The 26,680-nt window shown below is 71.5% G+C and carries 28 protein-coding genes; 21 read left to right on the top strand and 7 right to left on the bottom strand.

The genetic code is table 11. The annotated features are described in order from the left end of the window. Positions 1 to 18 precede the first annotated feature (18 nt). The 8 genes from IF22_RS0127075 (at position 19) to IF22_RS0127040 (ending at position 6,958) form a co-directional block, all read left to right on the top strand. On the top strand, positions 19 to 501 hold the full coding sequence (locus IF22_RS0127075; RefSeq protein ID WP_030336802.1) for a Na(+)/H(+) antiporter subunit C: 483 nt from the start codon (positions 19 to 21) through the stop codon (positions 499 to 501). Then, on the top strand, positions 498 to 2,003 hold the full coding sequence (locus tag IF22_RS0127070) for a Na+/H+ antiporter subunit D (RefSeq protein ID WP_030336799.1): 1,506 nt from the start codon (positions 498 to 500) through the stop codon (positions 2,001 to 2,003). Before IF22_RS0127075 ends, IF22_RS0127070 begins: the two co-directional genes overlap by 4 nt. Positions 2,004 to 2,047: 44 nt before the next feature. Then, the gene (locus IF22_RS0127065) at positions 2,048 to 2,611 is read left to right on the top strand and encodes a Na+/H+ antiporter subunit E (protein WP_245233746.1); all 564 of its coding nucleotides are present in this window, start codon (positions 2,048 to 2,050) and stop codon (positions 2,609 to 2,611) included. Further along, the gene (locus IF22_RS0127060; protein WP_030336796.1) at positions 2,608 to 2,871 is read left to right on the top strand and encodes an MrpF/PhaF family protein; all 264 of its coding nucleotides are present in this window, start codon (positions 2,608 to 2,610) and stop codon (positions 2,869 to 2,871) included. Before IF22_RS0127065 ends, IF22_RS0127060 begins: the two co-directional genes overlap by 4 nt. Continuing rightward, positions 2,871 to 3,230 (top strand): monovalent cation/H(+) antiporter subunit G, encoded by a 360-nt coding sequence (gene mnhG / locus IF22_RS0127055; RefSeq protein WP_030336795.1) that lies wholly within the window; start codon positions 2,871 to 2,873, stop codon positions 3,228 to 3,230. The genes IF22_RS0127060 and mnhG overlap by 1 nt, the downstream gene beginning before the upstream one ends. A gap of 181 nt (positions 3,231 to 3,411) precedes the next feature. Further along, complete coding sequence (locus IF22_RS0127050) at positions 3,412 to 4,767, top strand: hemolysin family protein (RefSeq protein WP_030336793.1); 1,356 nt, start codon at positions 3,412 to 3,414, stop codon at positions 4,765 to 4,767. A gap of 52 nt (positions 4,768 to 4,819) precedes the next feature. Continuing rightward, positions 4,820 to 5,884, top strand: coding sequence for a hemolysin family protein (locus IF22_RS0127045; protein ID WP_030336791.1), 1,065 nt, complete (start codon positions 4,820 to 4,822; stop codon positions 5,882 to 5,884). A 144-nt stretch (positions 5,885 to 6,028) separates the two neighbouring features. Beyond that, positions 6,029 to 6,958: a sporulation protein gene (locus tag IF22_RS0127040; protein WP_030336790.1), complete on the top strand. Its 930-nt coding sequence runs from the start codon at positions 6,029 to 6,031 to the stop codon at positions 6,956 to 6,958. A gap of 109 nt (positions 6,959 to 7,067) precedes the next feature. Here the strand turns inward: IF22_RS0127040 and leuE are convergent, their stop codons facing one another. Further along, a complete protein-coding gene (gene leuE, locus IF22_RS0127035; protein WP_030336788.1) occupies positions 7,068 to 7,739 on the bottom strand; it encodes a leucine efflux protein LeuE in 672 nt (223 codons plus the stop codon). Beyond that, positions 7,739 to 8,983, bottom strand: a complete 1,245-nt coding sequence (locus tag IF22_RS0127030) for a bifunctional pyridoxamine 5'-phosphate oxidase family protein/GNAT family N-acetyltransferase (RefSeq protein ID WP_030336787.1) — start codon at positions 8,981 to 8,983, stop codon at positions 7,739 to 7,741. The genes leuE and IF22_RS0127030 overlap by 1 nt, the downstream gene beginning before the upstream one ends. A 36-nt stretch (positions 8,984 to 9,019) precedes the next feature. Here IF22_RS0127030 and IF22_RS0127025 point away from each other — a divergent pair, with 36 nt between their 5' ends. From IF22_RS0127025 to rny, 10 genes are all read left to right on the top strand, one after another. Further along, positions 9,020 to 10,360, top strand: coding sequence for an aminotransferase class I/II-fold pyridoxal phosphate-dependent enzyme (locus IF22_RS0127025; protein ID WP_030336786.1), 1,341 nt, complete (start codon positions 9,020 to 9,022; stop codon positions 10,358 to 10,360). Positions 10,361 to 10,686: 326 nt separating this feature from the next. Beyond that, positions 10,687 to 11,412: a UdgX family uracil-DNA binding protein gene (locus IF22_RS0127015; RefSeq protein ID WP_030336785.1), complete on the top strand. Its 726-nt coding sequence runs from the start codon at positions 10,687 to 10,689 to the stop codon at positions 11,410 to 11,412. Between the two features lie 151 nt (positions 11,413 to 11,563). Next, entirely contained in the window at positions 11,564 to 13,168 is a 1,605-nt protein-coding gene (locus IF22_RS0127010; RefSeq protein ID WP_030336782.1) for a flavin monoamine oxidase family protein, read from the top strand. A 107-nt stretch (positions 13,169 to 13,275) separates the two neighbouring features. Beyond that, the gene (locus IF22_RS0127005) at positions 13,276 to 13,854 is read left to right on the top strand and encodes a hypothetical protein (RefSeq protein WP_156057915.1); all 579 of its coding nucleotides are present in this window, start codon (positions 13,276 to 13,278) and stop codon (positions 13,852 to 13,854) included. Positions 13,855 to 13,970: 116 nt separating this feature from the next. Then, positions 13,971 to 15,362 carry an MFS transporter gene (locus tag IF22_RS0127000; RefSeq protein ID WP_030336779.1) on the top strand — a complete coding sequence of 464 codons (1,392 nt, stop codon included), beginning with the start codon at positions 13,971 to 13,973 and terminating at the stop codon, positions 15,360 to 15,362. Between the two features lie 5 nt (positions 15,363 to 15,367). Beyond that, positions 15,368 to 15,568, top strand: a complete 201-nt coding sequence (locus IF22_RS0126995) for a DUF3046 domain-containing protein (protein WP_030336777.1) — start codon at positions 15,368 to 15,370, stop codon at positions 15,566 to 15,568. Positions 15,569 to 15,752: 184 nt separating this feature from the next. Continuing rightward, positions 15,753 to 16,799: a recombinase RecA gene (gene recA, locus IF22_RS0126990; RefSeq protein ID WP_030336775.1), complete on the top strand. Its 1,047-nt coding sequence runs from the start codon at positions 15,753 to 15,755 to the stop codon at positions 16,797 to 16,799. A 14-nt stretch (positions 16,800 to 16,813) separates the two neighbouring features. Beyond that, complete coding sequence (locus tag IF22_RS0126985; RefSeq protein WP_030336774.1) at positions 16,814 to 17,512, top strand: regulatory protein RecX; 699 nt, start codon at positions 16,814 to 16,816, stop codon at positions 17,510 to 17,512. Positions 17,513 to 17,561: 49 nt separating this feature from the next. Continuing rightward, positions 17,562 to 18,263: a 3-keto-5-aminohexanoate cleavage protein gene (locus tag IF22_RS0126980; RefSeq protein ID WP_030336773.1), complete on the top strand. Its 702-nt coding sequence runs from the start codon at positions 17,562 to 17,564 to the stop codon at positions 18,261 to 18,263. A 555-nt stretch (positions 18,264 to 18,818) separates the two neighbouring features. Further along, positions 18,819 to 20,585, top strand: a complete 1,767-nt coding sequence (gene rny, locus IF22_RS0126975; protein WP_030336772.1) for a ribonuclease Y — start codon at positions 18,819 to 18,821, stop codon at positions 20,583 to 20,585. A 103-nt stretch (positions 20,586 to 20,688) separates the two neighbouring features. Here the strand turns inward: rny and IF22_RS0126970 are convergent, their stop codons facing one another. From IF22_RS0126970 to IF22_RS0126955, 4 genes are read right to left on the bottom strand one after another with little or no spacing between them, the layout of a single operon-like run. After that, positions 20,689 to 21,669 carry an amino acid ABC transporter permease gene (locus tag IF22_RS0126970; protein ID WP_030336771.1) on the bottom strand — a complete coding sequence of 327 codons (981 nt, stop codon included), beginning with the start codon at positions 21,667 to 21,669 and terminating at the stop codon, positions 20,689 to 20,691. Next, complete coding sequence (locus IF22_RS0126965; RefSeq protein ID WP_030336770.1) at positions 21,666 to 22,373, bottom strand: amino acid ABC transporter permease; 708 nt, start codon at positions 22,371 to 22,373, stop codon at positions 21,666 to 21,668. The genes IF22_RS0126970 and IF22_RS0126965 overlap by 4 nt, the downstream gene beginning before the upstream one ends. Positions 22,374 to 22,409: 36 nt before the next feature. Further along, the gene (locus IF22_RS0126960; RefSeq protein WP_030336769.1) at positions 22,410 to 23,288 is read right to left on the bottom strand and encodes a glutamate ABC transporter substrate-binding protein; all 879 of its coding nucleotides are present in this window, start codon (positions 23,286 to 23,288) and stop codon (positions 22,410 to 22,412) included. 57 nt (positions 23,289 to 23,345) lie between these two features. Continuing rightward, the gene (locus tag IF22_RS0126955; RefSeq protein ID WP_030336767.1) at positions 23,346 to 24,101 is read right to left on the bottom strand and encodes an amino acid ABC transporter ATP-binding protein; all 756 of its coding nucleotides are present in this window, start codon (positions 24,099 to 24,101) and stop codon (positions 23,346 to 23,348) included. A gap of 194 nt (positions 24,102 to 24,295) precedes the next feature. On the opposite strand from IF22_RS0126955, the gene selD reads away from it, so the two are divergent. Further along, the gene (gene selD, locus IF22_RS0126950; RefSeq protein WP_030336765.1) at positions 24,296 to 25,285 is read left to right on the top strand and encodes a selenide, water dikinase SelD; all 990 of its coding nucleotides are present in this window, start codon (positions 24,296 to 24,298) and stop codon (positions 25,283 to 25,285) included. 230 nt (positions 25,286 to 25,515) lie between these two features. Beyond that, positions 25,516 to 25,995: a hypothetical protein gene (locus tag IF22_RS0126945; RefSeq protein WP_030336763.1), complete on the top strand. Its 480-nt coding sequence runs from the start codon at positions 25,516 to 25,518 to the stop codon at positions 25,993 to 25,995. A gap of 48 nt (positions 25,996 to 26,043) precedes the next feature. On the opposite strand, the gene IF22_RS0126940 is transcribed toward IF22_RS0126945, so the two are convergent. Then, complete coding sequence (locus tag IF22_RS0126940; protein ID WP_030336761.1) at positions 26,044 to 26,292, bottom strand: DUF2277 family protein; 249 nt, start codon at positions 26,290 to 26,292, stop codon at positions 26,044 to 26,046. Between the two features lie 163 nt (positions 26,293 to 26,455). On the opposite strand from IF22_RS0126940, the gene IF22_RS0126935 reads away from it, so the two are divergent. Then, positions 26,456 to 26,644, top strand: coding sequence for a hypothetical protein (locus IF22_RS0126935; protein ID WP_030336759.1), 189 nt, complete (start codon positions 26,456 to 26,458; stop codon positions 26,642 to 26,644). The last annotated feature ends 36 nt before the right edge of the window (positions 26,645 to 26,680 follow it).

The following is a 26,680-nucleotide window of genomic DNA, read 5'->3' as shown; positions in this document are numbered from 1 at the left end:
GCGAACAGAGGCCACGCCGTGACGGAGAGCGGGGCGGGGCCGACGCTGGTGCTGGTGCTGGCCGTCGCGGTGCTGGTCGGGTGCGGGGTGATCCTGCTGTTGGAGCGCAGCCTGACCCGGGTCCTGCTGGGGATCATCATGCTCGGCAACGGGGTGAACGTGTTGATCCTGTTGGGTGGGCGCCCGGGTGGGGCGCCGATCGTCGGCAGCGGGCCGGTGGAGCGGATGAGTGACCCGTTGCCGCAGGCCATGGTGTTGACCGCCATCGTGATCACCTTCGGGTTCACCGCGTTCCTGCTCGCCGTGGCGTACCGCAGCTGGTATCTCTCCGGCGACGACGAGGTCCCCGACGACCTGGAGGACCGGCAGATCATCAGGCGGGCCGGGCGGAACGAGGCGAGCGCTGCCGACCTCGGTGGGGAGGGCCCGAACGGTGACCCGGAGCAGGTCGATCCCGAACCGGCCCGCCGACGGCTGCGACGTGGGGATGACGGGCAGTGAGCGCGCTGCTGCCGCTGCCGGTGGTGGTGCCGCTGCTCGGTGCGGCGCTGAGCCTGCTGCTGGCCGGGAAGCCCCGACTTCAACGCACGATCAGCGTGCTGTGTCTGAGCGGCACGCTCCTGGTGGCGGTGCTGTTGCTGGTGCAGGCGTACCGGCACGGGCCGGTGGTGGTGGCGGTGGGGGCGTGGCCGCCGCCGGTCGGCATCGTCCTGGTGGCCGATCAACTCGCCGCGCTGATGCTTGTGGTGTCCTCGGCGGTGACCCTGTGCGTGTTGTTGTACTCGGTCGGCCAGGGTCGCAGCGAGACGAGCGAGAGCTCGCCGGTGTCGATCTTCCACCCGACGTACCTGGTGCTCACCGCGGGCGTCACCAACGCGTTCCTGGCCGGTGACCTGTTCAACCTCTTCGTCGGGTTCGAGATCCTGCTGGCCGCCAGCTTCGTGCTGATCACCCTGGGCGGCACCGAGGCTCGGATCCGGACCGGGTCGACGTACGTGGTGGTCAGCATCCTCTCCTCGATGATCTTCCTGACGTCGGTGGGTCTGGTGTACGCGGCCACCGGCACGCTCAACCTCGCCCAGCTCGCCGAGCGCCTGGACGACCTGCCCGGCGGTGTGCGGCTGGCCCTGGAGCTGATGCTGCTGCTGGCGTTCGCGATCAAGGCGGCGGTCTTCCCGTTGTCGGCCTGGTTGCCGGACAGTTACCCCACCGCGCCGGCCCCGGTCACGGCCGTCTTCGCCGGTCTGCTCACCAAGGTGGGCGTCTACGCGATCATCCGCACCGAGACGTTGCTGTTTCCCGGTGGACGCGCCGACAAGCTGCTCATGGTCGTCGCCGGGTTGACCATGGTGGTCGGCATCCTCGGTGCGGTGGCCCAGTCGGATCTGAAGCGACTCTTCTCGTTCACCCTGGTCAGCCACATCGGCTACATGATCTTCGGGGTGGCGTTGAGCACCGCCGCCGGGCTCTCCGGCGCGATCTTCTACGTGGTGCACCACATCACCATCCAGACCACGCTGTTCCTCGTCGCCGGGCTGGTGGAGGAGCGTGCCGGCAGCACCGACCTGCGCCGCATCGGCGGGCTGGCCCGGGCGGCGCCGCTGCTCGGTGTGCTCTTCTTCGTCCCGGCCATGAACCTCGCCGGAGTGCCACCGTTCTCCGGCTTCCTCGGCAAGCTCGGCCTGCTCCAGGCCGGGGTGGCCGCCGGCGGGCCGCTGCCCGGGGTGCTGGTCGCGGCCGGCACGCTGACCAGCCTGCTCACCCTGTACGTGGCGTCCCGGGCGTGGAACATCGCCTTCTGGCGGGCGCCCCGCACGGCCACCAGTGAGCCAGTGGCCCAGCTGCCGAGGCTGATGGTGGGCGCCACAGTGGCCCTGGTCGCGCTGGGGCTGGCGTTGACCGTGCTGGCCGGTCCGCTCTTCGACGTCACCGCTGACGCCGCCGGGGACCTGCTCCTGCGTACCCCGTACGTCAGTGCCGTGTTGCCGGGCGGCGTGCCGTGACCGGCCCAACCGAGCCGGCTCCCGACGCGCCCAGGCCTCGCGTGGTGGGGCGCGGTCGGGTCGGGCGCTGGCGCGACCAGGCGGTGGCGCTCGGCTGGCTGGTGCTGGTCTGGAGCCTGCTCTGGGGCAACCTCACCTGGGCCAACCTGGTCGGTGGCCTGCTGGTGGGCGGGGCCGTGCTGGTGTTCTTCCCGCTGCCGGCGGTCAGCTTCGGTGGCCGGTTGCGACCATGGGCGCTGCTGGTGTTCGTGGCCCGGTTCGTTGTCGAACTGGTCAGCGCGAGCCTGCACATCGCCCGGATCGCGGTGCAGCCCGGCTACCGGCCACGAGGGGCGATCGTCGCGGTCCGGTTGCGGGTGCCCACCGACCTGAACCTGGCGCTCACCGCCGAGGTGGTCTCGCTGGTGCCGGGCACGCTGATCCTCGAGGTGGACCGGAATTCCGGAACGCTCTACCTGCACGTCCTGGACACCCACGGCCCGGCGGACCTGGACGTGGCCCGGGACCGCACGCTCGTCGTGGAGCGGCGAATCGTCCGCGCGGTCGGCTCCAGCGCCGAACTGCGCCACCTCGACGTCACCTCATCCGAGAAGGGAACCCACCTGTGACCACGTTCCTGGCCGCCGTCCTCACCCCACTGCTGTCGGTCACCGCGTTCCTCGCGCTGGTCCGCCTCTACCGCGGCCCGTCGCTGGTGGACCGGGTGATCGCCGCGGACATGCTGCTCGCCACGATGGTCGCCGCGGTCGGCGCCGAGGCGGCGGTGAACCGGCACGCCACCACCCTGCCCGTGCTGGTGGTGCTCTCCCTGCTCGGCTTCGTGGGATCGGTGTCGCTGGTCCGCTTCGCCGTCCGGGAGCAGCAGTGATCGCCACCGTCGCGGACTGGCTCGGCGCCGCCTGTCTGGTGGCCGGCGCGCTGCTCAGCCTGGCCGCCGGGATCGGTGTGCTGCGCTTTCCGGACGCGCTGTCCCGGATGCACGCGGCCACCAAACCACAGGTGCTCGGGGTGCTCCTGTTGCTGCTGGGCATCGCGTTGCGGCTGCGGTCCCCGGCGGACCTGGGCATGATCCTGCTGGTGGCGGTCTTCCAGTTGTCGACCGCGCCGGTCGCGGCGCAGATGATCGCGCGGGCCGCGTACCGGGCGGGGCGGCTCGACCGGGGCCTGCTCGACGCCGATGAGCTGGCCGAACGCGGAGCGGACGGTGGGTCGGCGGGGCCGGCGTGACGGCCGGCGGCGTCCGCTCAACCGGACGATCCGCTCCTTCGGCCCACCCCCAGCGGAGTCACAGCCAGCGCCGATAAAATGCAGGGATGATCGACTCTTCTGCCCAGGAGGGCAGCAGTAGCCAGCCGGGTCGTGCCCGGCATATCCCCGTACCGACGACCCCGGGAGCCCTGAGCGACCCGTGTTGATCGTCGTTGGTCTCCTACTGATCATCATTCTCACTGCCGCCACCGGCTACTTCGTGGCGCAGGAGTTCGGCTACGTCGCCGTGGACCGGGGCAAGCTGCGCCAGCTCGCCGATGACGGCGATCAGTCCGCCGCCCGGGCCCTGACCGTCACCAGCCGGCTCTCCTTCATGCTCTCCGGCGCCCAACTCGGCATCACCGTCACCGCGCTGCTGGTCGGCTACGTCGCCGAACCGTACCTGGGTGGTGGTCTCGCCGACCTGCTCGGCGTGGCGGGCGTCAGCGAGGCGGTCAGCCTGCCGCTCTCGGTGGCGTTGGCCCTGGTCATCGCCACCATCGTGCAGATGGTCCTCGGCGAGCTGGCCCCGAAGAACCTGGCCATCGCGCGGGCCGAGCAACTGGCCCGGGCGCTGAGCCGCTCCACCCTGATCTACCTGGCCGTCGCCGGGCCGCTGATCCACCTCTTCGACCGGGCATCGGTACGCCTGCTGCGCCGGATCGGCATCGAGCCGATCGAGGAGCTGCCCAGCGGCGCCACCCCGGCGGACCTGGAACAGATCATCGCCGAGTCCCGCGAGGAGGGCAGCCTCGACGCCGAGATGTCCACGCTGCTCGACCGAGGTCTGGACTTCCGCGAACTGACCGCCGGCGAGGCCATGGTGCCCCGCGTGGACGTGCACACCGTCCGGGCGCACGAACCGGTGAGCCGGGTGGTCGAGCTGCTGGACACCGGTCACTCCCGGTTCCCGGTACGCGGTGCGGAGGGCGTCGACGACCTGCTCGGCATCGTCGGCATCGCCGACGTGCTCGGCGTACCCCCGGGGGAGCGGGCCACCACCCCGGTGAGCGCGGTGGCCGGGCCGCCGCTGCTCGTACCGGAGACGTTGCCCCTGCCCACGGTGCTCGACCGCCTACGGTCCGGGCACCGGCAGATGGCCTGCGTGGTCGACGAGTACGGCGGTTTCGCCGGTGTCATCACGCTGGAGGACATCGCCGAGGAACTGGTCGGCCCGATCCGCGACGAGGACGACCCACCGGAGCGGGCACCGGCCCGCCAGGACGACGGGTCCTGGGTGGTGCCGGCCCGTTGGCGGATCGACGAGGTCGCCGACAGCACCGGCATCGCCCTGCCCGAGGCCCCGGAGTACGACACCCTGTCCGGGTTGGTGATGCGGGAGCTGGGCCGGGTGCCGGAGGTCGGTGACCGGCTGGAGATCAGCCTGCAACCCGAGGGGGCGGACGGTGAGGAGAACGAGGCGGAGCCCCGGGCACTGGTCGAGGTGCTGGCGGTGGACCGGCACGTGGCCGACTCGGTGCGGTTGCAGCTCACCAAACCCGAGGTGACCGCATGAGCGCGAGGAGTGAGCTTGCGAGCCCCGCAGTCGCGAATGAAGGACAGCGCCGATGAGCCCCGGAATCGCCCTGTTCAGCTCGGTGATCCTGCTGGCGCTGAACGGGTTCTTCGTGGCCGCCGAGTTCGCCCTGGTGGCCAGCAAGCGCTACCGCCTGGAACAGGCGGCGGCGAACGGTGGGCGGGCGGCCCGAGCCGCGCTCGACGGGGTCCGCGAGCTGTCCCTGATGCTGGCCGGGGCGCAGCTGGGCATCACCCTGTGCACCCTGGGGCTGGGCGCGCTGGCTGAGCCGGCGATCGAGCACCTGATCAGCCCGCTGCTGCACGCGGTGGGGCTGCCCGACGCGGCAAGTCACGTGGTCGCCCTGGTCTTCGCCCTCGGGTTGGTGACCTTCCTGCACCTGGTGGTGGGGGAGATGGCCCCGAAGTCGTGGGCGATCACCGACGCCGAGCGGTCGGCGACGCTGCTCGCGTTGCCGTTCCGCGCCTTCGCCCGGGTCTCCCGGCCGGTGCTCTCCGCGCTGAACGCCCTGGCCAACGCGATCCTGCGGCTGTTCGGCGTCAACCAGCAGGACCAACTCGCCCAGGTGCACGGCCCGGACGAGCTGCGGATCCTGCTGGAGCAGTCCCGTGAGCACGGGCTGCTCGGCGCCGAGCAGCACCAACTGCTGACCAGCATGCTGGAGTTGCAGGGCACCTCGGTGGCGCAGGTGATGGAACCGTTCGCCACCATGGTCACCGTCCGCCGGGACGACCCGGCCGGGCGGATCGAACAGGTCAGCCGGGACAGCGGCCGATCCCGGCTCGCGGTGCTCGACGAGGCGGGCGACGTGTGCGGCCTCGTGCACGTCCGGGAGGCGGTACGGGTGGTCACCACCGGCCGGGCCGCCACCGCCGGGGAGCTGATGACGCCGGCGTTCACCCTGCCCGCGACGTCTACGGTCACCGAGGCCGTGGCGGCGATGCGGGCCCGGCAGTCGCAGCTCGCGCTGGTGCGCAACGGCGGCGGACCGGCCCGGCCGATCGGCTTCGTCGCCCTGGAGGACCTCCTGGAGGAGGTCATCGGGGAGTTCGACGACGAGACCGACACGGTGCCGCGCGGGCGCCGGATGCGGTGAAACCGGATGGGTGGTCACGTTCCGTCGAAGTCGGGTGACCGCGTGTCGGATCCGCGAAAGTCGGGGTGACCGCGCACCGGGTCCGCGACAGTTGAGGTGACCTCGCGAGGGGCGAGGTCACCTCAGCCTGGCGTGGAGGGTGCGGTGCGCTTGACGGGAGTGTCACCGGAGTCCGGTGGGACCGGGCTCTCCGTGCAGACCACTCTCCCCAATCCGAGCACCCGGCCGGGCCTGCGCCTGCCCGGCCGGGTGACTCTCGCCGCCGGTCCGGACGACGTGCTCGTCCGCCACATCCGGCTCGGCCTGGTCACCACCGTCGAACCGGACGACCCGGCGGCGCCGCGGCGGCTCATGCAGTTCCACCAGGTGCCCATCGCCGGCCGGTTCGTCGTACCGGCCGGGCGGCGGCGGGCTGTCGACTTCGCGTTCCCGCTGCCCTGGGAGACGCCGGTGACCATCTTCGGCGGGGTGCCGCTGCTGAGCCTGCGGATGGGCCTGCGGACCGAGGTGTCGCTCGACCCCGACCGCGACCAGGGGGCCATGGTGCCGGTCTTCGTGCACCCGATCCCCACCCAGCAGCACGTGCTGGCGGCGTTGGACACGCTCGGCTTCATGATCCGCCAGGCCGGGTTGCAGCAGGGCGGGTTGCCGGGGGTGGAGCACACCCTGCCGTTGCACCAGCGCTGGGGCTACTGGGTGGGGCCGCTCTACGCCGGCCCGATCACCGAACTGGAGCTGATCTTCGTGACCAACTCTGCCGGGCTTGAGGTGATCCTCTGGATGGATCGCCGGCTGGCCCTGGCCGGAATCACCCACCAGAGCATCAGCCGGTTCCGGATCTGGCACAAGGGCGCCGACCGGCGGGACTGGGTCGCCACCGTGGACGGCTGGCTCCGCCAGGCGATCAACAGGCACGCCGCCGCTGCCGCGCACGCGGACTGGTCCGCCCAGATCGCGGGGTCAGCCCACGTCAGCCGCCATCCCGACGAGCCGGTCCGACCCGGCTACGGCCTCGGCGGCACCGCCGGCGGCGCCGGAGTGGGCGGCGGCGGCTCCGGCGGCGACGGCACCTGACCGTCAGCCCTCCCGCGATCTTGCAGTTTCTGCGGCGACAAATATCCCTGAAGCGGGCATGTCGACGACCGAAAGCGCAAGATCGCGGGCGGGAGCGTGGGAGGGCGGGTCAGCCGGCGGTGGCGGTGGCCAGCTTGAGGCTGAAGGCCAGGAAGAGGGCGGCCACGGCGGTGGTGCCGCCGGCCGCCAGGCGGCGACGTTGGCGGAACTGGGCGGCCAGGAAGGTGCCCGCGAAGATCAACGCGGTCAGGTAGAGCGCGCTGGTCGCCGTGGCGATCAGGCCGAGGAGCAGGAACGACAGCGCCGGCCAGGCGTAGCCGGGGTCGACGAACTGGATGAAGAACGAGATGAAGAACAGGATCGCCTTCGGGTTCAGCAGGCTGATCACCAGCGCCTTGCGGAACGGGCTGCGCATCGCCGCCGGCTCCGCGGCGTCGATGAGCCGCGGCGTGCTCGGGTCGTTGCGGTCGCGCCAGCGCCGCGCGGCGCCGAGCAGCATGGTCACCCCGACATAACCGAGGTACGCGGCACCGGCGTACTTGATCACCATGAACAGCGGTGGGTACGCCTTGAGCAGCGACGCCACCCCGGCGGCGGAGAGGAACATCAGCACCCCGTCGCCGACGAACACGCCACCGGCGGCCCGGTAGCCGACCGCGACGCCCCGTTTGGCGGCGGTGGAGAGCACGAAGAGTGAGTTCGGACCGGGCAGCAGGATGATGGCCACGGTGCCCAGCACGTACGTCCAGATGTCGGTGATCCCCAGCACGCCCGCCATCATCACGCCACCGGTGCCGTCCGCAGAAGTCTTTCTCGCAGCCTGACCTGTGCGTTCGGCCACTCGTCGACGGTCATCGCGTACTGCACGGTGTCCCGCCAGGAGCCGTCCGGTCGTTGGCGGTGCATCCGCAGCACCCCTTCCCGGGTCGCGCCGAGCCGTTCGATGGCCGCCTGGGAGCGAACGTTGCGGATGTCGGTGTGCCACGCGACCCGTACCGCGCCCAGGTCGTCGAAGGCGCGGCCGAGCAGGAGCAGCTTCGCCTCGGTGTTGATGCCGGTACGCCACCACTGCCGGCCGAGGAAGGTGTGCCCGATCGCCACCGCCCGCCGCTGCGGGTCGATGTCGTAGTAGGAGGTGCTGCCCACCACCGCCCCGGTCGCCGCGCACCGCTGCACCCAGGCCACCCGCTCGCCCCGGTGCTGGGCGGCCAGGGTGGCGCCGATCACCTCCGCGGTCTCGGCGGGGGCGGTGGGTGGCGCGACGGTGAGGTGCCGCCACACCTCGTCGTCGGCGGTGGCGGCGTGCAGGTCGTCGGTGTGCGCCAACTCCAGCGGTTCCAGCAGGACGTGTTCGCCGCGCAGCGGGACCGGCTCGTGCCACGGTGTGCGGGCCGTCCGCAGGTACGCCGGCAGCGGCGCGGTGACCCCGGCGTCCGGCTCCGGTGCCCCGGCGGTCAGTCGCAGCGGCAGCACGCCGGCCCAGTGCGGCAGGTGCAGGTCGTCCTCGTCCTCGCGGACCCCGCCGGTGCGGGCCCGGACGGACACCTCCCGCAGCGGCAGCGCCAGGACGGCGGTCTCGGCCAGCTCGCGACGGCTGGGCGGACGGGTGGCCGCGCTGCGTCCCGCGCCGACCTTCTCCACCAGCGCGGTGAGCATGGCGAGCTTCTCCCGCTCGTCGGTGACGAGTCGGGCGGTGCCGTGCGCGACGACCGAGCGGTAGTTGGCGCTGTGGTGGAACTGGGAGCGGGCGTAGACCAGCCCGTCGAGCAGCGTCACCGCGACGCAGACGGGCAGCCCGTCGTCGCCGCGGGCGGCGAGCAGTGGCCGACTGCCGGTGGAGCCGTGCAGGTAGAGCGTGTCGCCGATGCGGACGTGCAGGGTGGGCAGCACCCGGGGTTGGCCGTCGACGGTGAAGCTGAGCGCGCAGTCGTAGGCCTCGTCGAGCACGGCGTGGGCGGCGGCAGTGTCGTAGCTCATCTTGTCGCGGGAACGGTGGGGTGTGGTCCGGGCGGTGGGTGGATACATGCGCGCGCCCCTTTGTTCTAGTACAATCTCCTATTTGTGTCAGCACACTATCAGCTCACCGGTACGACAGCCGTCGAGATTTCGGCCAGCATCGAGTCGGGCATCCGTGCCGGTGCCCTGCCACCGGGGGCGGCCCTGCCGCCGGTGCGGGCGCTCGCCGCGCAGTTGGGGGTCAGCCCCGCCACCGTCGCGCGCGCCTACCAGGAGCTACGCCAGCGCGGGCTGCTCGCCACCGCCGGTCGGCACGGCACCCGGGTACGCCCCCGCCCGCCGGTGGCCGCCCGTCGCTCCGCGCTGCGCCCCCCACCGTTGCCCGGCGCCCGGGACCTGTCCCGGGGTGAACCCGACCTGCGACTGCTTCCCCCGCTGGGCCCGCACCTGGCGGCGCTCGCCACCGACGGCGGCCCGCCGGTCGGCTACTCCGATGCCGGGGTGCTGCCCGAACTGGCCGAGGCGGCCCGGGCCAGGCTGCGCGCCGACGGCGTACCGGCCGGGGAGTTGACTCTCACCGGCGGGGCGTTGGACGGCATCGAGCGGCTGCTCGGCGCGCACCTGCGCCCCGGCGACGCGGTGGCGGTCGAGGACCCGGGGTGGGCCAACCTGCTCGACCTGGTCGCCGCGCTCGGGTTGCGCCCGATCGGCGTACCGCTGGATGACGAGGGGCCGCTGGTCGCCGGGGTGGCCGCGGCGCTCGCCGCCGGAGCGCGGGCGCTGATCGTCACCAGCCGGGCGCAGAATCCCACCGGCGCCGCCGTGTCGGCGGCCCGCGCCGAGGCGCTGCGGGCACTGCTCGCCGGCCGGTCGGACCTGCTGCTGATCGAGGACGATCACGCTGCCGAACTGGCCCGCGTACCCCTGCATCCGCTCGCCGGTGCGACAGCGAGTTGGGCCTTCCTCCGTTCGGTGAGCAAGCCCTTCGGCCCGGACCTGCGGATGGCGGTGCTTGTCGGTGACGAGACGACGGTGGCCAGGGTGAGCGGCCGTACCCGGGTCGGCGCCGGCTGGGTCTCCACAGTGCTGCAACGTCTGGTGCTCGCCCTGTGGCGGGACCCGGCGGTCACCGAGTTGGTGCGGCGGGCGGCGCAGAGCTACGAGCAGCGGCGCGAAGGGCTGCTCGCGGCGCTGGCCGCGCACGGCCTGACCGCGCACGGCCGCAGCGGCATCAACGTCTGGCTGCCGGTCGCGGACGAGACCAGCGCGGTGACCGCGCTCCGCGACGCCGGGTGGGCGGTGGCTCCGGGCGCTCTCTACCGGATCGCCGCCCCGCCCGCCCTGCGCATCACCGTCAGCCCCCTGGACCCCACCGACCTGGCCCCCCTGGCCGCAGCCCTGGCCCAAGCCGTCAACCCACCCCACCCCCCAGGTTTCCCCACCTGACCCCCACCCCTTCCGCGATCTTGCAGGTTCTGCTGGCGAAATGCCCGATGTCTTGGCTTTGGTCGGGACAGAAAGTGCGAGATCGCGAGGATTCGGGGCGGCGGGGACGGGTATGCGGGCGCCCGGAGGTGTGGGGATATGGCTTCTGGTGGGGCTCGTAAGGGGATCTGGATCGCCATCGCGGTGGCGATCATCATCATCATCATTGTGCTGATCGCGATCGCGTCCGGCGGCGACGGGGGCGGTAACGGGTACTGACCTGACGCGGCCGGAATGCGCTGCGGCGTGTCCGGCGGCGGGCACCGAACGGGTATATAACAGTCGGCATGGCCGAGCAGACCGGGAACGCTCCGGGCGCCCAGCGGTTCATCCCGCCCGACGCCGACACCATCGACGACCTGCGCACCGCCGCCGGCGGCTGTCGGGGCTGCGAGCTGTACCGGGACGCCTCGCAGACGGTCTTCGGCCGGGGTGACGAGAGCGCCCGCGTGGTGCTGGTCGGCGAGCAGCCCGGCGACATGGAGGACCTGAAAGGGCTGCCCTTCGTCGGCCCGGCCGGACGCCTGTTGCGCCGCGCGGTCGACGACGCCGGGCTGGACCCGGGCCAGCTCTACCTGACCAACGCCGTGAAGCACTTCCGTTTTGAACTGCGCGGCAAGCGGCGGATCCACCAGACCCCGGACCAGGTGCACATCACCGCCTGCCGACCGTGGTTGGTCGCCGAGTTCGCCCGGCTGCGTCCGGAGTTCGTGGTGGTGCTCGGCGCGACCGCCGCCAAGGCGCTGCTCGGCCCGTCCTTCCGGGTCACCCGGCAGCGGGGCGAGCTGCTGCCCTGGCCGGAGTCGGCGCAGCATCCAGCGGACTTCGCACAGGTGCCGGTGGACAACGCCGGAAAGCGGGCCGACGCGCCGCCCACCCGACTGCTGGCCACCATCCATCCGTCCGCCGTGCTGCGGGCCGACGACCAGGACAAGGCGTACGAGGGTCTGGTCGCCGACCTCACCGTCGTGTCCCGCGCCAGCGCCGGACGGCGGGTCAACCGCTCGTCGTGACGTTGCTGAAGACGCCCCCGCGACGGCCAGGCGAGTGGCGGCCATCCCCTGTCATCGAGTGAGGCTGATACCTACCGGAAACGGCGTCGCGCGATCCACGTAACAGCGTCTCTGCAGACTCATGCGAGTCGATCTTGTAGGGGAGGCCGTTATGAGCGATCAGACGCAGTCGATGGTCAGCCGGCGTGGGTTCCTGCGCTCGGTCGGGATCAGCGGTGGGGCCGGAGCGATGCTCGCCACGATGGGTGCCATGGGGCTGGCCCCCAGCGCGGCGGCGTCGGTCACCCCGGCGTTCCGGCCTCCGGAGCGGTCCGACTTCACCCTCACCGGGCGGTCCGGCGCCAGCGTGGTCGTACTCGGCGGCGGCATCGCCGGGCTGACCACCGCGTACGAGTTGGGCAAGGCCGGTTACCACTGCACCATCCTGGAGGCGCGGCACCGCGTCGGTGGTCGGAACCTGACCATCCGGGGCGGCGACGTCGAGACCGACCTGGACGGACGCACGCAGCGGGCCGGCTTCTCCGACGGCGTCTACTTCAACGCCGGCCCGGGGCGGATCGCACAGTGGATGGTCACCATGGACTACTGCCGGGAACTGGGCGTACCCGTCGAGGTCTTCACCAACCAGAACGCCGACGCCTGGATCTACAACGAGTCCGCCGGGATGACCGCGCCGGTCCGGTACCGCACCGCCAAGGCCGACGTGTACGGCTACGTCTCGGAGTTGCTGGCGAAGGCCACCGACCAGGGCGCGTTGGACGCCCGACTCAGCTCGGAGGACCGCGAGCGGCTGTTGTCGTTCCTGCAGAGCTTCGGCGCGATCGGCGGACGGGGCAGCGACTGGGCGTACACGGGGACGAGCCGTCGGGGCTTCTCCGCGTACCCGGGTGCGGGCAACGACGTGGGGACCCCGCTCGGCACGCCGCCGGCGCTCTCCGACGTGTTCGCCAGCAACATCGGCCGGTACTTCTCCTTCGAGTTCGGCTACGACCAGGCGATGCTGATGTTCCAACCGGTCGGCGGGATGGACCAGATCCCCCGAGCCCTGGCCCGGGCGGTGGGCGCGCACCGGATCCGACTCGACGCCGAGGTGACAGCGGTGACCGACCGGGGCAGCCGGGTCGAGGTGACCTACCGACAGCATGGCCGGCAGTCGCAGATCACCGCCGACTACTGCGTGGCCGCGCTGCCGCCGCACCTGATGGCCCGGGTGCCGCACAATCTCGGCACGGCGGTGACCGCGGCCCTGGCCGACTTCCCGGTCACCGCCTCCGGCAAGATCGGCCTGGAGTACCGCAGCCGCTGGTGGGAGACCGATCAGCGGATCTACGGCGGCATCACCGAGACCGACCTGGACCTGTCGCACATCTGGTACCCGTCGTACGGCTTCCACGGCAAGCGCGGCCTGGTCGTCGGCTACTACAACACCGGGGCGAACGCCAGGGCGTACAGCGGGCTGACCCCGGAGCAGCGCGCCGAGCGCGCGGTCAGCCAGGGTGTGAAGATCCACGGCGACAAGTACCGCAGTGAGCTGGTCACCTCGTACTCCCACGCCTGGGACCGGACCCGCTACATCGAGGGCGCCTGGACCTCACCCCGGTACGGCACGGCCGGCTACAACCTGCTGCTCCAGCCGGCCGGACGGGTCTACTTCGCCGGGGACTGGCTCAGCCACGAGGTGGCCTGGCAGCACGGCGCGTTCGTGGCGGCGCGTTCGGCGGTCTCCGCGCTGCACCAGCGGGTGATGGCGGGCTGACCCGACCGTGCGCCGTCCAGATCGTGGACAGTTTCCGTTCGCACGGAACGGAAGCTGTCCACGGTCGACAGTGTGTCCCGGGTCGTGTGCGCGGGTAACGGATGTCGATGGACGTTGACAACGAGGAGCGTCGCGCCACCGCGGCCGCCGGGCGTCGCGGGAGAGGGAGGCGGTTCTTCGCGCGGGCGACCGGCTTGCAGCTCATGGCCGTGTACTGGGTGCCGATGACGGTGCTCATCGGGCTGCCGATGCGCTGGCTCTTCGACCGACAGGAAGCACTTGACGAAGCCGTGCTGGGCGCCGCCCTGAACGCCGTCTGGATCGGCCCCTCGATCTATCTGGCGCAGCGCGTGGTGGGCGAGGCTCGGCAGGATCCCGAGGGGTACCCGCTGCGCCAGGCAGTGCGCACCGGCACCGTGCCCGAGGACGACGTGGTGCGGGCCGACCTGCCCGGCTATCTCGCCGGACAGCGGCGGGCCACCTGGGCGGCGCTGCTGTCCGTCCTGGTCACCGCCCTGGGGCTGATCCTGCTCGCTCTGCTCGCCGCCGACAACGAGGGCTTCGCGGTGATCTTCGGCGTGGTCGCCGCCGTCAGTGCGGCCGTCGCCGCGCTCACCCTGACCCGGATCCGTCGGCTGGCATCCCTGCTGCCCGGTCCACCGGAGACACCACGATCGCAGGGGTGAAGGGGGCGTACCGGGAGGGCCGGGCGGGGCGACCGGTTCGGCTGGTGGCAAAACCCACTGCCGCTGGTCGGTGCGGGTGCGCGAGGATGAGTTCACCCCTTCCGACAGGAGCGCCGATGGCGACCGACCTGACCGCACCGCGTACCGGCGTCCGACCCGACGTCGCGTCGATCCAGCGGCGCACCCTGCGGCTGCTCTTCACCACCCAGATCATCGGCGGGATCGGCGTGACCATCGGCATCGCCGTGGGCGCGCTGCTCGCGGCCCGGATCGCCGGGACCGCGGTGGCCGGTGTCGCGCAGAGCGCCGGGGTGGTCGGTGCCGCGCTGCTCGCCGTCCCGGTCACCCGGATCATGGCGCGGCACGGTCGCCGGCCGGGTCTGGCGCTGGCGTACGCGGTCGGCGCCGTCGGCGGCGTGCTGGTGGTGCTGGCCGCTGCCACCCGCTGGGTGCCGCTGCTCTTCCTCGGCATGCTGCTCTTCGGCGGGGGCACCGCCGCGAACCTGCAGGCCCGGTACACGGCCGTGGACCTCGCCGAGCCGGCCCGCCGGGGGCGGCAGCTCTCCCTGATCGTCTGGGCCACCACCATCGGTGCGGTGGCCGCGCCGAACTTCGCCGCGCTGGCCGACCGGGTCACCACCGGCTGGGGGCTGCCCCCACTGGCCGGCCCGTTCGCGTTCAGCGCGGCCGCCTTCGTGCTGGCTGCCGTCGTACTCCTCGGGTTGCTCCGGCCCGACCCGCTGCTCACCGCGCGGCGGCTCGCGGCCGCCGACACACCTGCCGCCGACCGTCCGTCGGCCGCCGATGCGACGGCGACCGCGGTGGCGGCCGAGGCGCCGGCGGCGGGTGGTGCCGGGCGGCCGGCCGCCGCGCCGGTCGGGGTGCGCGCGCCACGCGCCGCCGGGATGCGGGCGGCCTGGTCGGTGGTACGCGGACAGCCCGCCGCCCGACTCGGCATCGCCGCCGTGGCGGTGGGTCACCTGGTGATGGTGGCGGTGATGGCGATGACGCCGGTCCGGCTCGGTGAGTCGCACGCCGACGCCGACGTGTTGCGGCTGGTCGGCATCGTGCTGAGCCTGCACATCGCCGGCATGTACGCGTTCTCCCCGGTGGTCGGTTGGCTCACCGACCGGCTCGGTCGACGGGCGGTGATCCTCGGCGGGGTCGGGCTGCTGCTGGCCGCCTGCGCGGTCGCCGGCACCGCCGGGCACCACACGCCTCGGCTCTCGGTCGGTCTGGTCCTGCTCGGGCTGGGCTGGTCGGGGACGATGGTGGCCGGCTCGACCCTGCTGTCCGAGTCGGTGGCGGCCGGGGTGCGGCCGAGCGTCCAAGGGCTCTCCGACCTGATCATGGGACTGGCCGGGGCCGGCGCGGCCGTGGTCAGCGGGTTTGTCATGCAGTTCGCCGGATATCCCGTGCTCACCCTGCTCGCGGCGGTCGCGGTGGCGCCCCTGGTGGCGCTAGCGTTGCGCCCGGTGCCGATCGGGGCACCGGACGAGGAGGGCTGATAACTGTGCGGCTGACCGACTTCTGGACGCGGCTGGACGAGGCGTTCGGGCCCGGCTACGCGGCCAGCATCGCCCGCGATCAGGTGCTGTCCCAGCTCGGCGGACGGACCATCGAGCAGGCCCTGGCGGCGGGGGAGCAGACGCACGTGGTGTGGCGGGCGGTCTGCGCCGCCTACCCCGACCGGGTGCCCGCTCGACTACGCTGAGCAGCCTTTTCGCCGGTTCCGCGTGTCGCTTGTCGAGTCGTACACCTGTTCGGCTATTGTCCACAGCGGGGTGCTCGTCCACAGCTCGCGGCCCGTCGGCTGGTTTTCTGTCGGACCTAGCGCCTAGCGTGTCCGCGTGACGCGAAGCTCAGCAAAGACGCCGGCGAAGGCAGGGGTGGCAACCATGGCAGCAGGGCCTGACCGGGAGAAGGCACTCGACCTTGCTCTCGCTCAGATTGACAAGCAGTTCGGCAAGGGCTCGGTGATGCGGCTGGGGGAGCGGCCGGTCATCCAGACCGCCGTGATCCCGACCGGCTCCATCGCGCTCGACGTGGCGCTCGGCGTGGGTGGTCTGCCGCGTGGCCGGGTGGTCGAGGTCTACGGTCCCGAGTCCAGCGGTAAGACCACCGTGGCACTGCACGCGGTGGCCAACGCCCAGCGCAACGGCGGGATCGCCGCCTTCATCGACGCCGAGCACGCGCTCGACCCGGAGTACGCGAAGGCCCTCGGCGTCGACACCGACGCGATGCTGGTCTCTCAGCCGGACACCGGCGAGCAGGCGCTGGAGATCGCGGACATGCTGATCCGCTCCGGCGCTCTGGACATCATCGTGATCGACTCGGTGGCGGCCCTGGTGCCCCGTGCCGAGATCGAGGGCGAGATGGGCGACAGCCACGTGGGCCTCCAGGCCCGGCTGATGAGCCAGGCGCTCCGGAAGATCACCGGTGTGCTCAGCAACACCGGCACCACGGCGATCTTCATCAACCAGCTGCGGGAAAAGATCGGCGTGATGTTCGGCAGCCCGGAGACCACCACCGGTGGTCGGGCGCTGAAGTTCTACGCCTCGGTCCGGCTCGACGTGCGACGCATCGAGAGCCTCAAGGACGGCACCGACGTGGTCGGTAACCGCACCCGGGTCAAGGTCGTGAAGAACAAGGTCGCCGCGCCGTTCAAGCAGGCCGAGTTCGACATCATGTACGGCAAGGGCATCTCGCGGGAGGGCTCGCTGATCGACGTCGGCGTGGAGCAGGCGATCATCCGCAAGTCCGGAGCGTGGTACACGTACGACGGCGACCAGCTCGGCCAGGGCAAGGAGAAGGCTCGGGAGTTCCTGAAGGAAAACCCGGACGTGGCCGCCGAGATCGAGAAGAAGATCCTGGAGAAGCTCGGCGTCGGGGTCGGCGCGGGTGACGCCGCCGGTGGCCCGGAGCTGCCGCCGGTCGACTTCTGACCGGTCGCTGACCCGTGGCAGGACGACGCGCTCGTACGGGGCGGGGCTGGGATGCCAGTCCGCCTCGTACGGGCGACGCCACCGACCCGCCCCGCCCTCGGCGAGGCCGCCGGGGTGGTTCCGGGGAGGCCGACGCCGTCGAGTCTCCGGCTCCTCCCCGGGACGAGTCCGAGGTGGCCCGTGAGATCTGCCTGCGCCAGCTGGCCGTCCGGCCCCGTACCCGGGCCGAGCTGGCCGGGGCGCTGGCCAAGCGGGGCATCTCCGAGGAGGTCTCGGCAGAGGTCCTCGACCGGTACGACGAGGTCGGCATCATCGATGACGCCGCGTTCGCGAGGGCGTGGGTGTCCAGCCGGCACGCCGGGCGGGGCCTCGCTCGCCGGGCGCTCGCCAACGAGCTGCGCCGCAAGGGTGTGGACGGCGAGGTGGCCACCGAGGCGCTGGGCGAGCTGGACGAGGAGACCGAGGCGGACACCGCCCGCAGTCTCGTGGAGCGCAAGCTGCGCACCGCCCGGGGCGAGCCGGACGCGGTTTTCCGCCGGCTGGTGGGCATGCTGGCCCGCAAGGGCTACCCGCCTGGTGTGGCCATCCGGGCGGTGAAGGACGCGCTCGCCGCGCAGAGCGCCGAGGCGGCCGAGTTCGCCGAGCAGATCGACGCCGACGCGCTCGCCGACGCCGAGGGCGAGTTGGAGCGCGACAACCGGCTGGCCGAGTGAGCGGCCCGCTCAGCGGTCCGCTGCGACTCCCGATGGGGGTGCGGGCCTGATGTTGAAGGCATGTCTGAACGGCGGGCGTGACCGACGGGCCCATCCGGCGGTGCCGCTGACGGCGGCGGAGCTGGCCACCGATGCGACCCGCTGCGCGGCGCTCGGCGTCGCGGCCGTGCACGTCCATCCCCGCGAGGCTGGTGCCGAGTCGCTGCGGCCGGCGGTGATCGCCGACGCGCTGACCGCGATCCGTGCCGCCCGGCCGGGGCTGCCGGTCGGGGTGAGCACCGGGGCCTGGATCTCGCCGGATCCGGCTGCGCGGGTGGCCGCCGTCCGGGCCTGGCAGGTGCTGCCCGACTTCGCCTCGGTGAACGCGCACGAGCCCGGCGCCGAGGCGGTCGCGGCCGCCCTGCACGAGCGCGGTGTGCTCGTCGAGGCAGGGCTGTGGACGCTTGACGCGGTCGCGGCGTACCGCAGGTGGCGGGTGCCGGCCGGGCGGTTGCTGGTCGAGTGCATGGCTGAGGACGTGGCGGTCGCGTTGGCCGACGCCGCCCGGATCCTCGCCGCGCTGCCGGCGGACGCGCCGTCGGTGCTGCTGCACGCCGAGGGGCCGGCGACCTGGCCGGTCCTCGCCGAGGCGGTACGCCGGGGCCTGGCCACCCGGATCGGCCTTGAGGACACGGTGTGCCTACCGGACGGCTCACCGGCCGCGGACAACGCGGCCTTGGTCACGGCAGCGGTGGCGGTGGGAGCCAGCTGACGTGTGATGAGACGGATGGGTCACACCTGGCAGGGTCGTCGGCCTTGTCTGAGAGCCGGCTGGACGGCGCTGAGCAGGCCCGACGTGTCCGGCGGGCGGTGCACCTCGCGGAGTTTGTCCTCTCCTGTCCGGCGCGATGTCAGCGCGTGGTGACGGTACGACTTCTCTCCGTTCGGGGGGTTTGATCATGAGTCCTTGACCAGAGCACCCCCGGCGACCTAGCCTCGCCATACAGGCTCACATTGCCCGACCAGCGCAGGCTAAGCGCACAACATAGATCGCGTAACAGAACAGCATCACTTTGGCCGACTCCGCGGCCTTTGGCAGCAGTTCCGGACAGGCCGGTCCGGATCGCTGCGACAACTGCACCCGGTCGCCGACGCTGCCTGCGGGCACCGCCGGCGGAGAAAGCTATCCACGGCCAGCCGCTCCGGTCGGGCGTCCACAGCCGCAGGAGTGTGCCCTCGGCACGGTCGCTGCGGTCTCGACGTTAGGGGAGGCGGCCATGGCGGGGCGGCGGCACAGGTTCATCGGTAGACCCGACGGGGTCCCGGCATGAACGCCTTCGACGTCGTGCTCCTCGCGGCCGTCCTCGTCCTCGCGGTGGTGGTGATCGGGGCCGTGCTGGTCGGCATCCGGACACTGCGCCGGATGGGCGCCGCGCCGGCTCCGGAGGACCCCGCCTTCATCGCCGAGAAGGACCGGCAGGAGCAGTCCCTCGCTGCCCTGCGGACCGCGGCGGACCAGGCGAACAGCACGATCGACGTGGCGAAGTCAGCGGCCGCTGCGGCCCGCACCGAGGCGGCGGCGGCGAAGGCCGAGGCGAAAGCGGCCCGCGCCGAGGCGCGTCGGGTCCTCGACGACGCCCGGGCCGAGGCGGACACCGTTCTGGAGCGCGCCCACAAGCAGGCCGAGGCGGACGCCGAGCAGTTGCGTACGGCAGCCCGGCGCAGCGGAGAGCGGGAGGTGGCGGTGCTCGCCGCCACGACCCGGGAGCAGGCCGCCGAGGTGGAACGTCGGGCCGCCCGGATGGACGAGCGGGAGCGGATGCACACCGAAGAGGTGGAGCGGTTCGCCGAGCGGGAGCGGCAGCTCACCGCCGCGAAGGCCGCCCTCGCCGCCCGGGAGGCCGCGCTCGCCCAGCGGGAGGCCGAGCTGGCCGAGTCGGAGGAGTTGCGCCGCCGGGAGTTGGAACGCGTCGCCGGGCTCACCGCCGAATCCGCGCGGCTGGAGCTGATCGACGCCATCGAGACCCAGGCCAAGCGGGAGGCGGCGTTGCTCGTGCGGGACATCGAGTCCGACGCGCGCAACACGGCCGAGCAGCGGGCCCGACACATCGTGGTGGACGCGATCCAGCGGGTCGCCAGCGAGCAGACCGCGGAGAGCGTGGTCAGCGTCCTGCACCTGCCCGGTGACGAGATGAAGGGGCGGATCATCGGCCGGGAGGGGCGCAACATCCGCGCCTTCGAGTCGGTGACCGGTGTCAACCTGATCATCGACGACACCCCCGAGGCGGTGCTGCTCTCCTGCTTCGACCCGGTCCGTCGGGAGGTGGGCCGGGTGACCCTGGAGAAGCTGGTGCTGGACGGGCGCATCCACCCGCACCGGATCGAGGAGGTCTACGACCTGGCCCGGCAGGAGGTGGAGCAGCTCTGCCTGCGCGCCGCCGAGGACGCCCTGGTCGAGGTCGGCATCACCGAGATCCACCCGGAGCTGGTCTCCCTGCTCGGTCGGCTGCGCTACCGCACCTCGTACGGGCAGAACGTGCTCAAGCACCTGGTCGAGACCGCCCACATCGCCGGCATCATGGCCGCCGAACTGCGGTTGGATGTGCCCATCATCAAGCGGTCGGCGTTCCTGCACGACATCGGCAAGGCGCTCACCCACGAGGTGGAGGGCAGCCACGCCATCATCGGCGCGGACCTAGCCCGCAAGTACGGCGAGCACGAGGACGTGGTGCACGCCATCGAGGCGCACCACAACGAGGTGCCGCCGCAGACCATCGAGGCAGTGCTCACCCAGGCCTCCGACGCCTGCTCCGGTGGTCGGCCGGGCGCGCGCCGGGAGAGCCTGGAGGCGTACGTCAAGCGGCTGGAGCGGATCGAGGAGATCGCCGCCGGCAAGCTCGGCGTGGACAAGGTCTTCGCCATGCAGGCCGGCCGGGAGATCCGGGTGATGGTCAAGCCGGACGACGTGGACGACATCGGGGCGGCCGTGCTGGCCCGGGACGTGGCCAAGCAGATCGAGGAGGAGCTGACCTACCCGGGTCAGATCCGGGTCACGGTGGTCCGCGAGTCCCGGGTCACCGAGATCGCCCGCTGAGTCAGACCGGCGGCCCCCTCACCGCGCGGACGCTGGAGATGACCGAAGGCCGCCCCGAGCAGTTCGGGGCGGCCTTCGGGTCTTCTGGTCGGTGTGACGTGGCTCAGACGCCCCCGCCGCCTCCGCCCGCGCCCTCGGCCTGGGACATCAGGGCCGCGGGCGGCGGGTTCTGCGCCGGGGTGTTCGCGGTCTTGCGACCCTGGGCGAGCCGCCGCTGGACGTACTGGGCGAGCTTCGACAGCGAGTAGTTCACCACGATGAAGAGCACGGCGATCACGACGTAGACCTGGATGGGGTTGCCCAGTGCGCCGATGATCTGCTTGCCGATGTTCAGGGTCTCCTCGTAGCTGATGATGAAGCCGAGTGAGGTGTCCTTGAGCACCACCACGAGCTGACTGATCAGCGCCGGCAGCATGATCCGGAAGGCCTGCGGCAGCAGGATCATCCGGGTGCTCTGCGCCGGGGACAGCCCGATGGCGGAGGCGGCTTCCGCCTGGCCGCCCGGCAGACCTTCCATGCCCGAGCGGAGGATCTCGCCGATCACCACGGAGTTGTAGATGGTGAGGCCGATGACCAGGTACCAGAGGTTGTCGAAGTAGATGCCGAACTCGGGAAAGCCGCGGGCCACGAAGAAGATGGTGAGCACGACAGGCAGGCCGCGGAACACCTCGACACAGACCCGGGTGACCACCGAGAGCAGCACGCTCAGCCCGCGCAGCAGGTACGCCAGCGGCGCGGCGAGACCGGTGAACTTGCGACCGGTCAGGCTCTTGAGCTGGATCCGCAGCACCGCCAGCAGGGTGCCGACGACCAGCGAGGCCACGATGGCCATCGCCGCCGCGATCAGGGTGTTCTTGAAGCCGAGGCCGATCCGCTCCCAGACCAGGGAGAAGTTCTCGTTGGAGGGGTCGACCAGCGGACCCCACAGCTCCATCGACAACTGGCCCTTTTCGTCCAGGGGCCGGTAGACCAGAAAGTACGCACCGACGAGCAGGGCCAGTCCGGCGACGATGCTGCTGATCAGCGTGATCCGCCGCTGCCGGGGCCCGGGAACGTCGTAGAGGACGCTGGTCTGCTGACTCATCGGGCCACCGCCTGTCGCTTCTCGATCCGGTCCAGCAGGGTGCCGAGCGGCACGGTCATGATCAGATAGCCGATCGAGATGCCGAGGGCGACCGGCACGAAGGCGTAGCCTTCGGCCGAGGTGAGCTGGTCGGCGGTCTGTGACAGGTCACCGACCACCCCGAAGAAGCCGACCAGCGCCGAGTTCTTGATCATCGCGATGATCACCGAGCCGAGCGGCACGATGGATGCCTTCCACGACTGCGGCAGCACCACGTAGCGCAGGTTCTGCCCGAAGGTCAGGCCCAGCGAGCGGGCCGCCTCCGCCTGGCCGGAGGGCACCGCGTTGACCCCGGACCGAAGCGCCTCGCAGACGAACGCGGCGGTGTACAGCACGAGGGCGATCAGGGCGAATCGGAAGTACGGCAGATCGGTGCCGAGCCGGGTGAACAGCGAGTCGATCACCGGGATGCGGAGGAAGTCCGCGTTGGAACCGAGCGCCGGCAGGCCGAACGCGGCGAAGAACATCACCACGGTCAGCGGCATGTTGCGGAAGACGTTCACGTAGCTGGTGCCGAGCGCGCGCAGCGGCGGCACCGGCGAGATGCGGAGCACCGCCACGACGGCGCCCAGGATGAGGGCGCCGATCGCGGCGAGGAAGCAGATCTGGAGGGTGAGCCAGAAACCACCCGCAAAGACGTCGAACTTGTCGATGAGCACGTTCACGGGTCGGTGTTCCTCCCCACCCTCCAGATCGAAGGATCAGTAGCGGTTGATGGTGGGCGCCGAGCCCAGTTCCGCGCCGAACTTACCGGCGGTGTCGTCCCAGGCCTTCTTCCAGCTGCCGTCGGCGACAGCCTTGTCCAGGGTGTCGTTGATGAAGCTGCGGAAGTCCGCGTCCTCCTTCTTCACGCCGATGCCGTACGGCTCCTTGGTGAAGTTGCTGCCGGCCAGCTTGAAGGAGGCCTCGTCCTTGGCGATGTAGCCGAGCAGGATCACGTTGTCGGTGGTCACGGCGTCGACCTGGCCGCTCTTGAGGGCGTCGCGGCACTTGTCGTAGGTGTCGAAGGGCACCAGCTGGGTGGCGACGTCCTTGACGTACTTCTTGATCTCCTCGAACGGCGTCGAGCCGGTGACCGAGCAGACCTTCTTGGTGCCGTCCTTGAACGAGTCCGGACCGGTGATCGTGGTGTCGTCCTTCTTCACCATGATGTTCTGGCCAGCCTCGTAGTACGGCCCGGCGAAGGCGATGCGCTCCTTGCGCTTGTCGTTGATCGTGTAGGTCGCGGCGACCAGGTCGACGGTGCCGTTGACGATCACGTCCTCGCGGACCTTCGAGGGGGCCTCGACCCACTCGATCTTGTCCTCGGGGATGCCGAGCTCCTTGACGATGATCTTGGCGATCTCGACGTCGAAGCCCTCCGGCTTGCCGGAGAGGCCCTTCAGGCCGAAGCCGGGCTGGTCGAACTTGGTGCCGACCTTGATCTTCTGGGCCTTGTTCAGCTTCTCCATGGTGGTGCCGGCGGTGAACGACTTGCTGCCAGCGCCGGTGCCCTCCCCGCCGTCATCGCCACCACAGGCGGTGAGGCCGAGCGCCAGAGCGGCGACCGCGGCAACTGCCGCAACGCGCGTGATACGCATACTTTTCTCCTTCTTCAACGGAGCCCGCCGGCGTGCGGCACGCTCCACAACGGACGCCTAGTGCGTGAGGATCTTGGAGAGGAAGTCTCGGGCCCGCTCGCTGCGCGGGTTGGCGAAGAATTCCGCTGGTGGGGCGTCCTCGACCAGCTGCCCGTCAGCCATGAAGATGACCCGGTTCGCCGCGTGCCGGGCGAAGCCCATCTCGTGGGTGACCACGACCATCGTCATGCCGTCGCTGGCCAGCGAGGTCATCACGTCGAGCACCTCGCCGACCATCTCCGGGTCCAGCGCCGAGGTCGGCTCGTCGAAGAGCATCGCCTTGGGCTGCATGGCCAGGGCCCGGGCGATCGCCACCCGCTGCTGCTGCCCGCCGGAGAGCTGAGCCGGAAACTTGTCCGCCTGGTTGGCGATGCCGACCCGGTCGAGCAGGGCCAGGCCCCGCTCGCGCGCGGCGGCCGGCTTCTCCTTGCGGACCTTGATCGGGCCGAGGGTGACGTTCTCCAGGATGGTCTTGTGGGCGAAGAGGTTGAAGGACTGGAACACCATGCCCACCTCGCTGCGCAGCTTCGCGAGGGGCTTGCCCTCGGCCGGCAGCGGCTGACCGTCAAAGGTGATGGTGCCCGAGTTGATCGGTTCCAGTCGGTTGATCGTGCGGCACAGCGTCGACTTGCCGGAGCCGGACGGGCCGATCACCACGACCACCTCGCCGCGACCCACCGACAGCGAGACGTCGTCCAGCACGTGCAGCGGCCCGAACCACTTGTTGACCGCGTCCAGCACGATGAGCGGTTCGCCCGTCGTCACGTCGTTCACCGTCCCTGTCGTCTCCCGGAGCGGGGTCGGTTGACCCCCGGTGCGGCCACTGTAGGCGGCGTGATGTGGCAGAACGCAACCCAGCGGGTCACGGAGCGGTAACACCGGTCACGATCGTTCTCGGGCGTCCGATTTTGGTCACCGGCTGGGTGGTGCCGGTGGCGATCGTGGCGCCTTGTCGAGATCATGGGGGGATGACCGAACCCGTACGGTTGACCACGTACGCCCGCGGCGGTGGCTGCGCCTGCAAGATTCCCCCGGGTGAGCTGGAGATCATGGTGGCCGGTCTCGGTCCGGCGACCGGCACCGCCGAGTTGCTGGTCGGGTTGGACCACGGCGACGACGCGGCGGTGGTGCGCCTGGATGAGCGGACCGGCCTCGTCAGCACCGCCGACTTCTTCACCCCGGTGGTCGACGACGCGTACGACTGGGGTCGGATCGCCGCGGCCAACGCGCTCTCCGACGTGTACGCGATGGGCGGCACCCCGCTGGTCGCGCTCAACCTGCTCTGCTGGCCGCGTGACGTGCTTCCGTTGGAGTTGGCCCGTGAGGTGCTGCGCGGCGGCCAGGACGTGGCGCGGGAGGCCGGCTGTCACCTGGCCGGCGGGCACAGCGTGGACGACGACGGCCCAAAGTACGGTCTCGCGGTCACCGGCACGGTCCGGCCGGAGGAGCTGATCACCCTCGACGCCGGGCGGGCCGGGGTGCCGTTGTCGCTGACCAAGCCGCTCGGGGTGGGTGTGCTGAACACCCGGCACAAGGCGACCGGGGAGAGCTTCCCGGAGGCGGTGGCCACGATGGCCGCGCTCAACCGGGACGCGGCCCGCGCGGCGGTCGCCGCCGGTATCCGCTGCGGCACCGACGTGACCGGGTTCGGGCTGCTCGGGCACGCCTCGAAGCTGGCCCGGGCCAGCCGGCTCACGGTGGCCATCGACACCGCCCGGGTGCCCTATCTGGCCGGTGCGCGCGAGGCGCTGCGCGACGGGTTCGTCAGCGGCGGCAGCCGGCGGAACCTGGACTGGGTGACCCCGTGGACCGACTTCGGTGCGGCGGACGAGGCGGAGCGGCTGCTGCTGGCCGACGCACAGACCTCGGGTGGCCTGCTGGTCGCCGGTGAGGTGCCCGGCGCTCCCGTGGTGGGTGAGCTGCTGCCCCGGGGGGAGCACCTGGTCGTGCTGCGCTGACCGGGGTGCTGTTGCCCGGCGGGGGACACGCGGCGGCGGTGGTACGGATGGCGCACCATACCCGATAAACTGTCACCTTCCCGCTACTCCGAGCAATGCCGCTCAGGGAAATTTTGCCCGGAATGGTCACAGACCGGTAACTTGCCCCCGGCTGGGGTCAAATGCCCCCCACCATCGTGAGTAAGGCCCGATCCGGAGGCCGGTGGGGACGAACGCAGCGAGGAGGCGGAATGACCGAGCTGTGGAACTGGAGAATCGACGGGGCTCAGCCCGTGGAGGTCTACCCGGCGCTGGCCGAGGCGCTTGGCCGGGTGGTGATGCCGTTGGCGGTGGCCGACCCGGCGCGGTTGCCGACGTACGCGGTGGTGTGTGACGTCTGGCAGGCGCCGGGCGAGTTCGCGACGGTGGTGGACTGCTACGGGGTGCCCGAGCAGCTCTCCGAGCACGCGGGCATCGCCGCGCTGGCCCGACTGCTGGGCCGCAACTGCCTGTTGCGCGACGACACGCTCGACGCGGGCCGGCACCTGCTCGTCGCCCCGGACGGCACGGTCCGTCCGGTGCACTTCGACGTGCGGGACACCGACGACGGTGAGGTGCTCAGCAAGATGCGGCTCTGCTCGCTGGGTGACCCGGGATGCCGGGGCTGGTCGCAGTGTCACCGTTCGCGCTGGGCGCCGGACACCGTCGCCCCGGCACTCGCCGCGGCCTGACCCTGCCCAGGGTCAGGCCCGGCCGGGTGCCGTGCCGGTGGGCGGCGATCAGTTGGCGGCGGGGGCCGACCGGTCGGTGACGCCCGCTCCGGCGCCCCGCACCACGAGTTGGTCGAGCAGGGTGCGCGTCGCCCCGGCCACGGCGGCCACCGCGGCGTCGAACGCGGCGGCGTTGTGCGCGGCGGGCGCCCGGAAGCCAGAGATCTTCCGGACGTACTGCAACGCCGCCGCCTCGACATCCGCGTCGGTCACCTGCGGGGTGAACGGTTCACGCAGCGTCTTGATGCTCCGGCACATGTGAGCTCCTCCTTCGTCCACCGTGGTCTGCCACTCGCCGTGCCGGCGGTGGTACCGACGGTGACACTGGGTCGATATTTGTCTATCCTGGTCACGGACCAGAGCCGTTCGAGCCACAGCCGCCGCTCGCGCTCCCAGCGCCCCGGGCCCCCGGAGACTCATTGTGGACCATGCCCCCGCCCGCCCCACCCGTCCCGACCTAGACGATCTCACCCGTAGCCTGCACACCCCGCTGGAACGGATCACTGTCGAGCACGCCGATCTGGTTGAGGCGGTGCGCAGGCGCGTCGTCACGACCGGCTCCGTGCCGTCCGGTGTCGTCGCCGTCGCCGCCTTCAACTCGTCCATCTGAGTGATGGTCTGCCGGTGCGGTCCACCCGGAGTGGGC

The sequence above is a fragment of the Micromonospora parva genome (assembly GCF_000718515.1).
In the GTDB taxonomy this organism is placed as follows: domain Bacteria; phylum Actinomycetota; class Actinomycetes; order Mycobacteriales; family Micromonosporaceae; genus Micromonospora; species Micromonospora parva.
The sequence above is the reverse complement of the archived record's forward strand: the minus strand, read 5'-3'. Positions and strand labels throughout refer to the sequence as shown.

Bases quoted from the DNA above. Each gene is read 5' to 3' on its own strand.
- IF22_RS0127045 (WP_030336791.1), top strand. From the start codon at position 4,820: ATGAGCCCCGGAATCGCCCTGTTCAGCTCGGTGATCCTGCTGGCGCTG.
- leuE (WP_030336788.1), bottom strand. From the start codon at position 7,739: ATGATGGCGGGCGTGCTGGGGATCACCGACATCTGGACGTACGTGCTG.
- IF22_RS0127030 (WP_030336787.1), bottom strand. From the start codon at position 8,983: ATGTATCCACCCACCGCCCGGACCACACCCCACCGTTCCCGCGACAAG.
- IF22_RS0127015 (WP_030336785.1), top strand. From the start codon at position 10,687: ATGGCCGAGCAGACCGGGAACGCTCCGGGCGCCCAGCGGTTCATCCCG.
- IF22_RS0127010 (WP_030336782.1), top strand. From the start codon at position 11,564: ATGAGCGATCAGACGCAGTCGATGGTCAGCCGGCGTGGGTTCCTGCGC.
- IF22_RS0127005 (WP_156057915.1), top strand. From the start codon at position 13,276: ATGGACGTTGACAACGAGGAGCGTCGCGCCACCGCGGCCGCCGGGCGT.
- IF22_RS0127000 (WP_030336779.1), top strand. From the start codon at position 13,971: ATGGCGACCGACCTGACCGCACCGCGTACCGGCGTCCGACCCGACGTC.
- recA (WP_030336775.1), top strand. From the start codon at position 15,753: ATGGCAGCAGGGCCTGACCGGGAGAAGGCACTCGACCTTGCTCTCGCT.
- IF22_RS0126980 (WP_030336773.1), top strand. From the start codon at position 17,562: ATGTTGAAGGCATGTCTGAACGGCGGGCGTGACCGACGGGCCCATCCG.
- rny (WP_030336772.1), top strand. From the start codon at position 18,819: ATGAACGCCTTCGACGTCGTGCTCCTCGCGGCCGTCCTCGTCCTCGCG.
- IF22_RS0126970 (WP_030336771.1), bottom strand. From the start codon at position 21,669: ATGAGTCAGCAGACCAGCGTCCTCTACGACGTTCCCGGGCCCCGGCAG.
- IF22_RS0126960 (WP_030336769.1), bottom strand. From the start codon at position 23,288: ATGCGTATCACGCGCGTTGCGGCAGTTGCCGCGGTCGCCGCTCTGGCG.
- selD (WP_030336765.1), top strand. From the start codon at position 24,296: ATGACCGAACCCGTACGGTTGACCACGTACGCCCGCGGCGGTGGCTGC.
- IF22_RS0126945 (WP_030336763.1), top strand. From the start codon at position 25,516: ATGACCGAGCTGTGGAACTGGAGAATCGACGGGGCTCAGCCCGTGGAG.
- IF22_RS0126940 (WP_030336761.1), bottom strand. From the start codon at position 26,292: ATGTGCCGGAGCATCAAGACGCTGCGTGAACCGTTCACCCCGCAGGTG.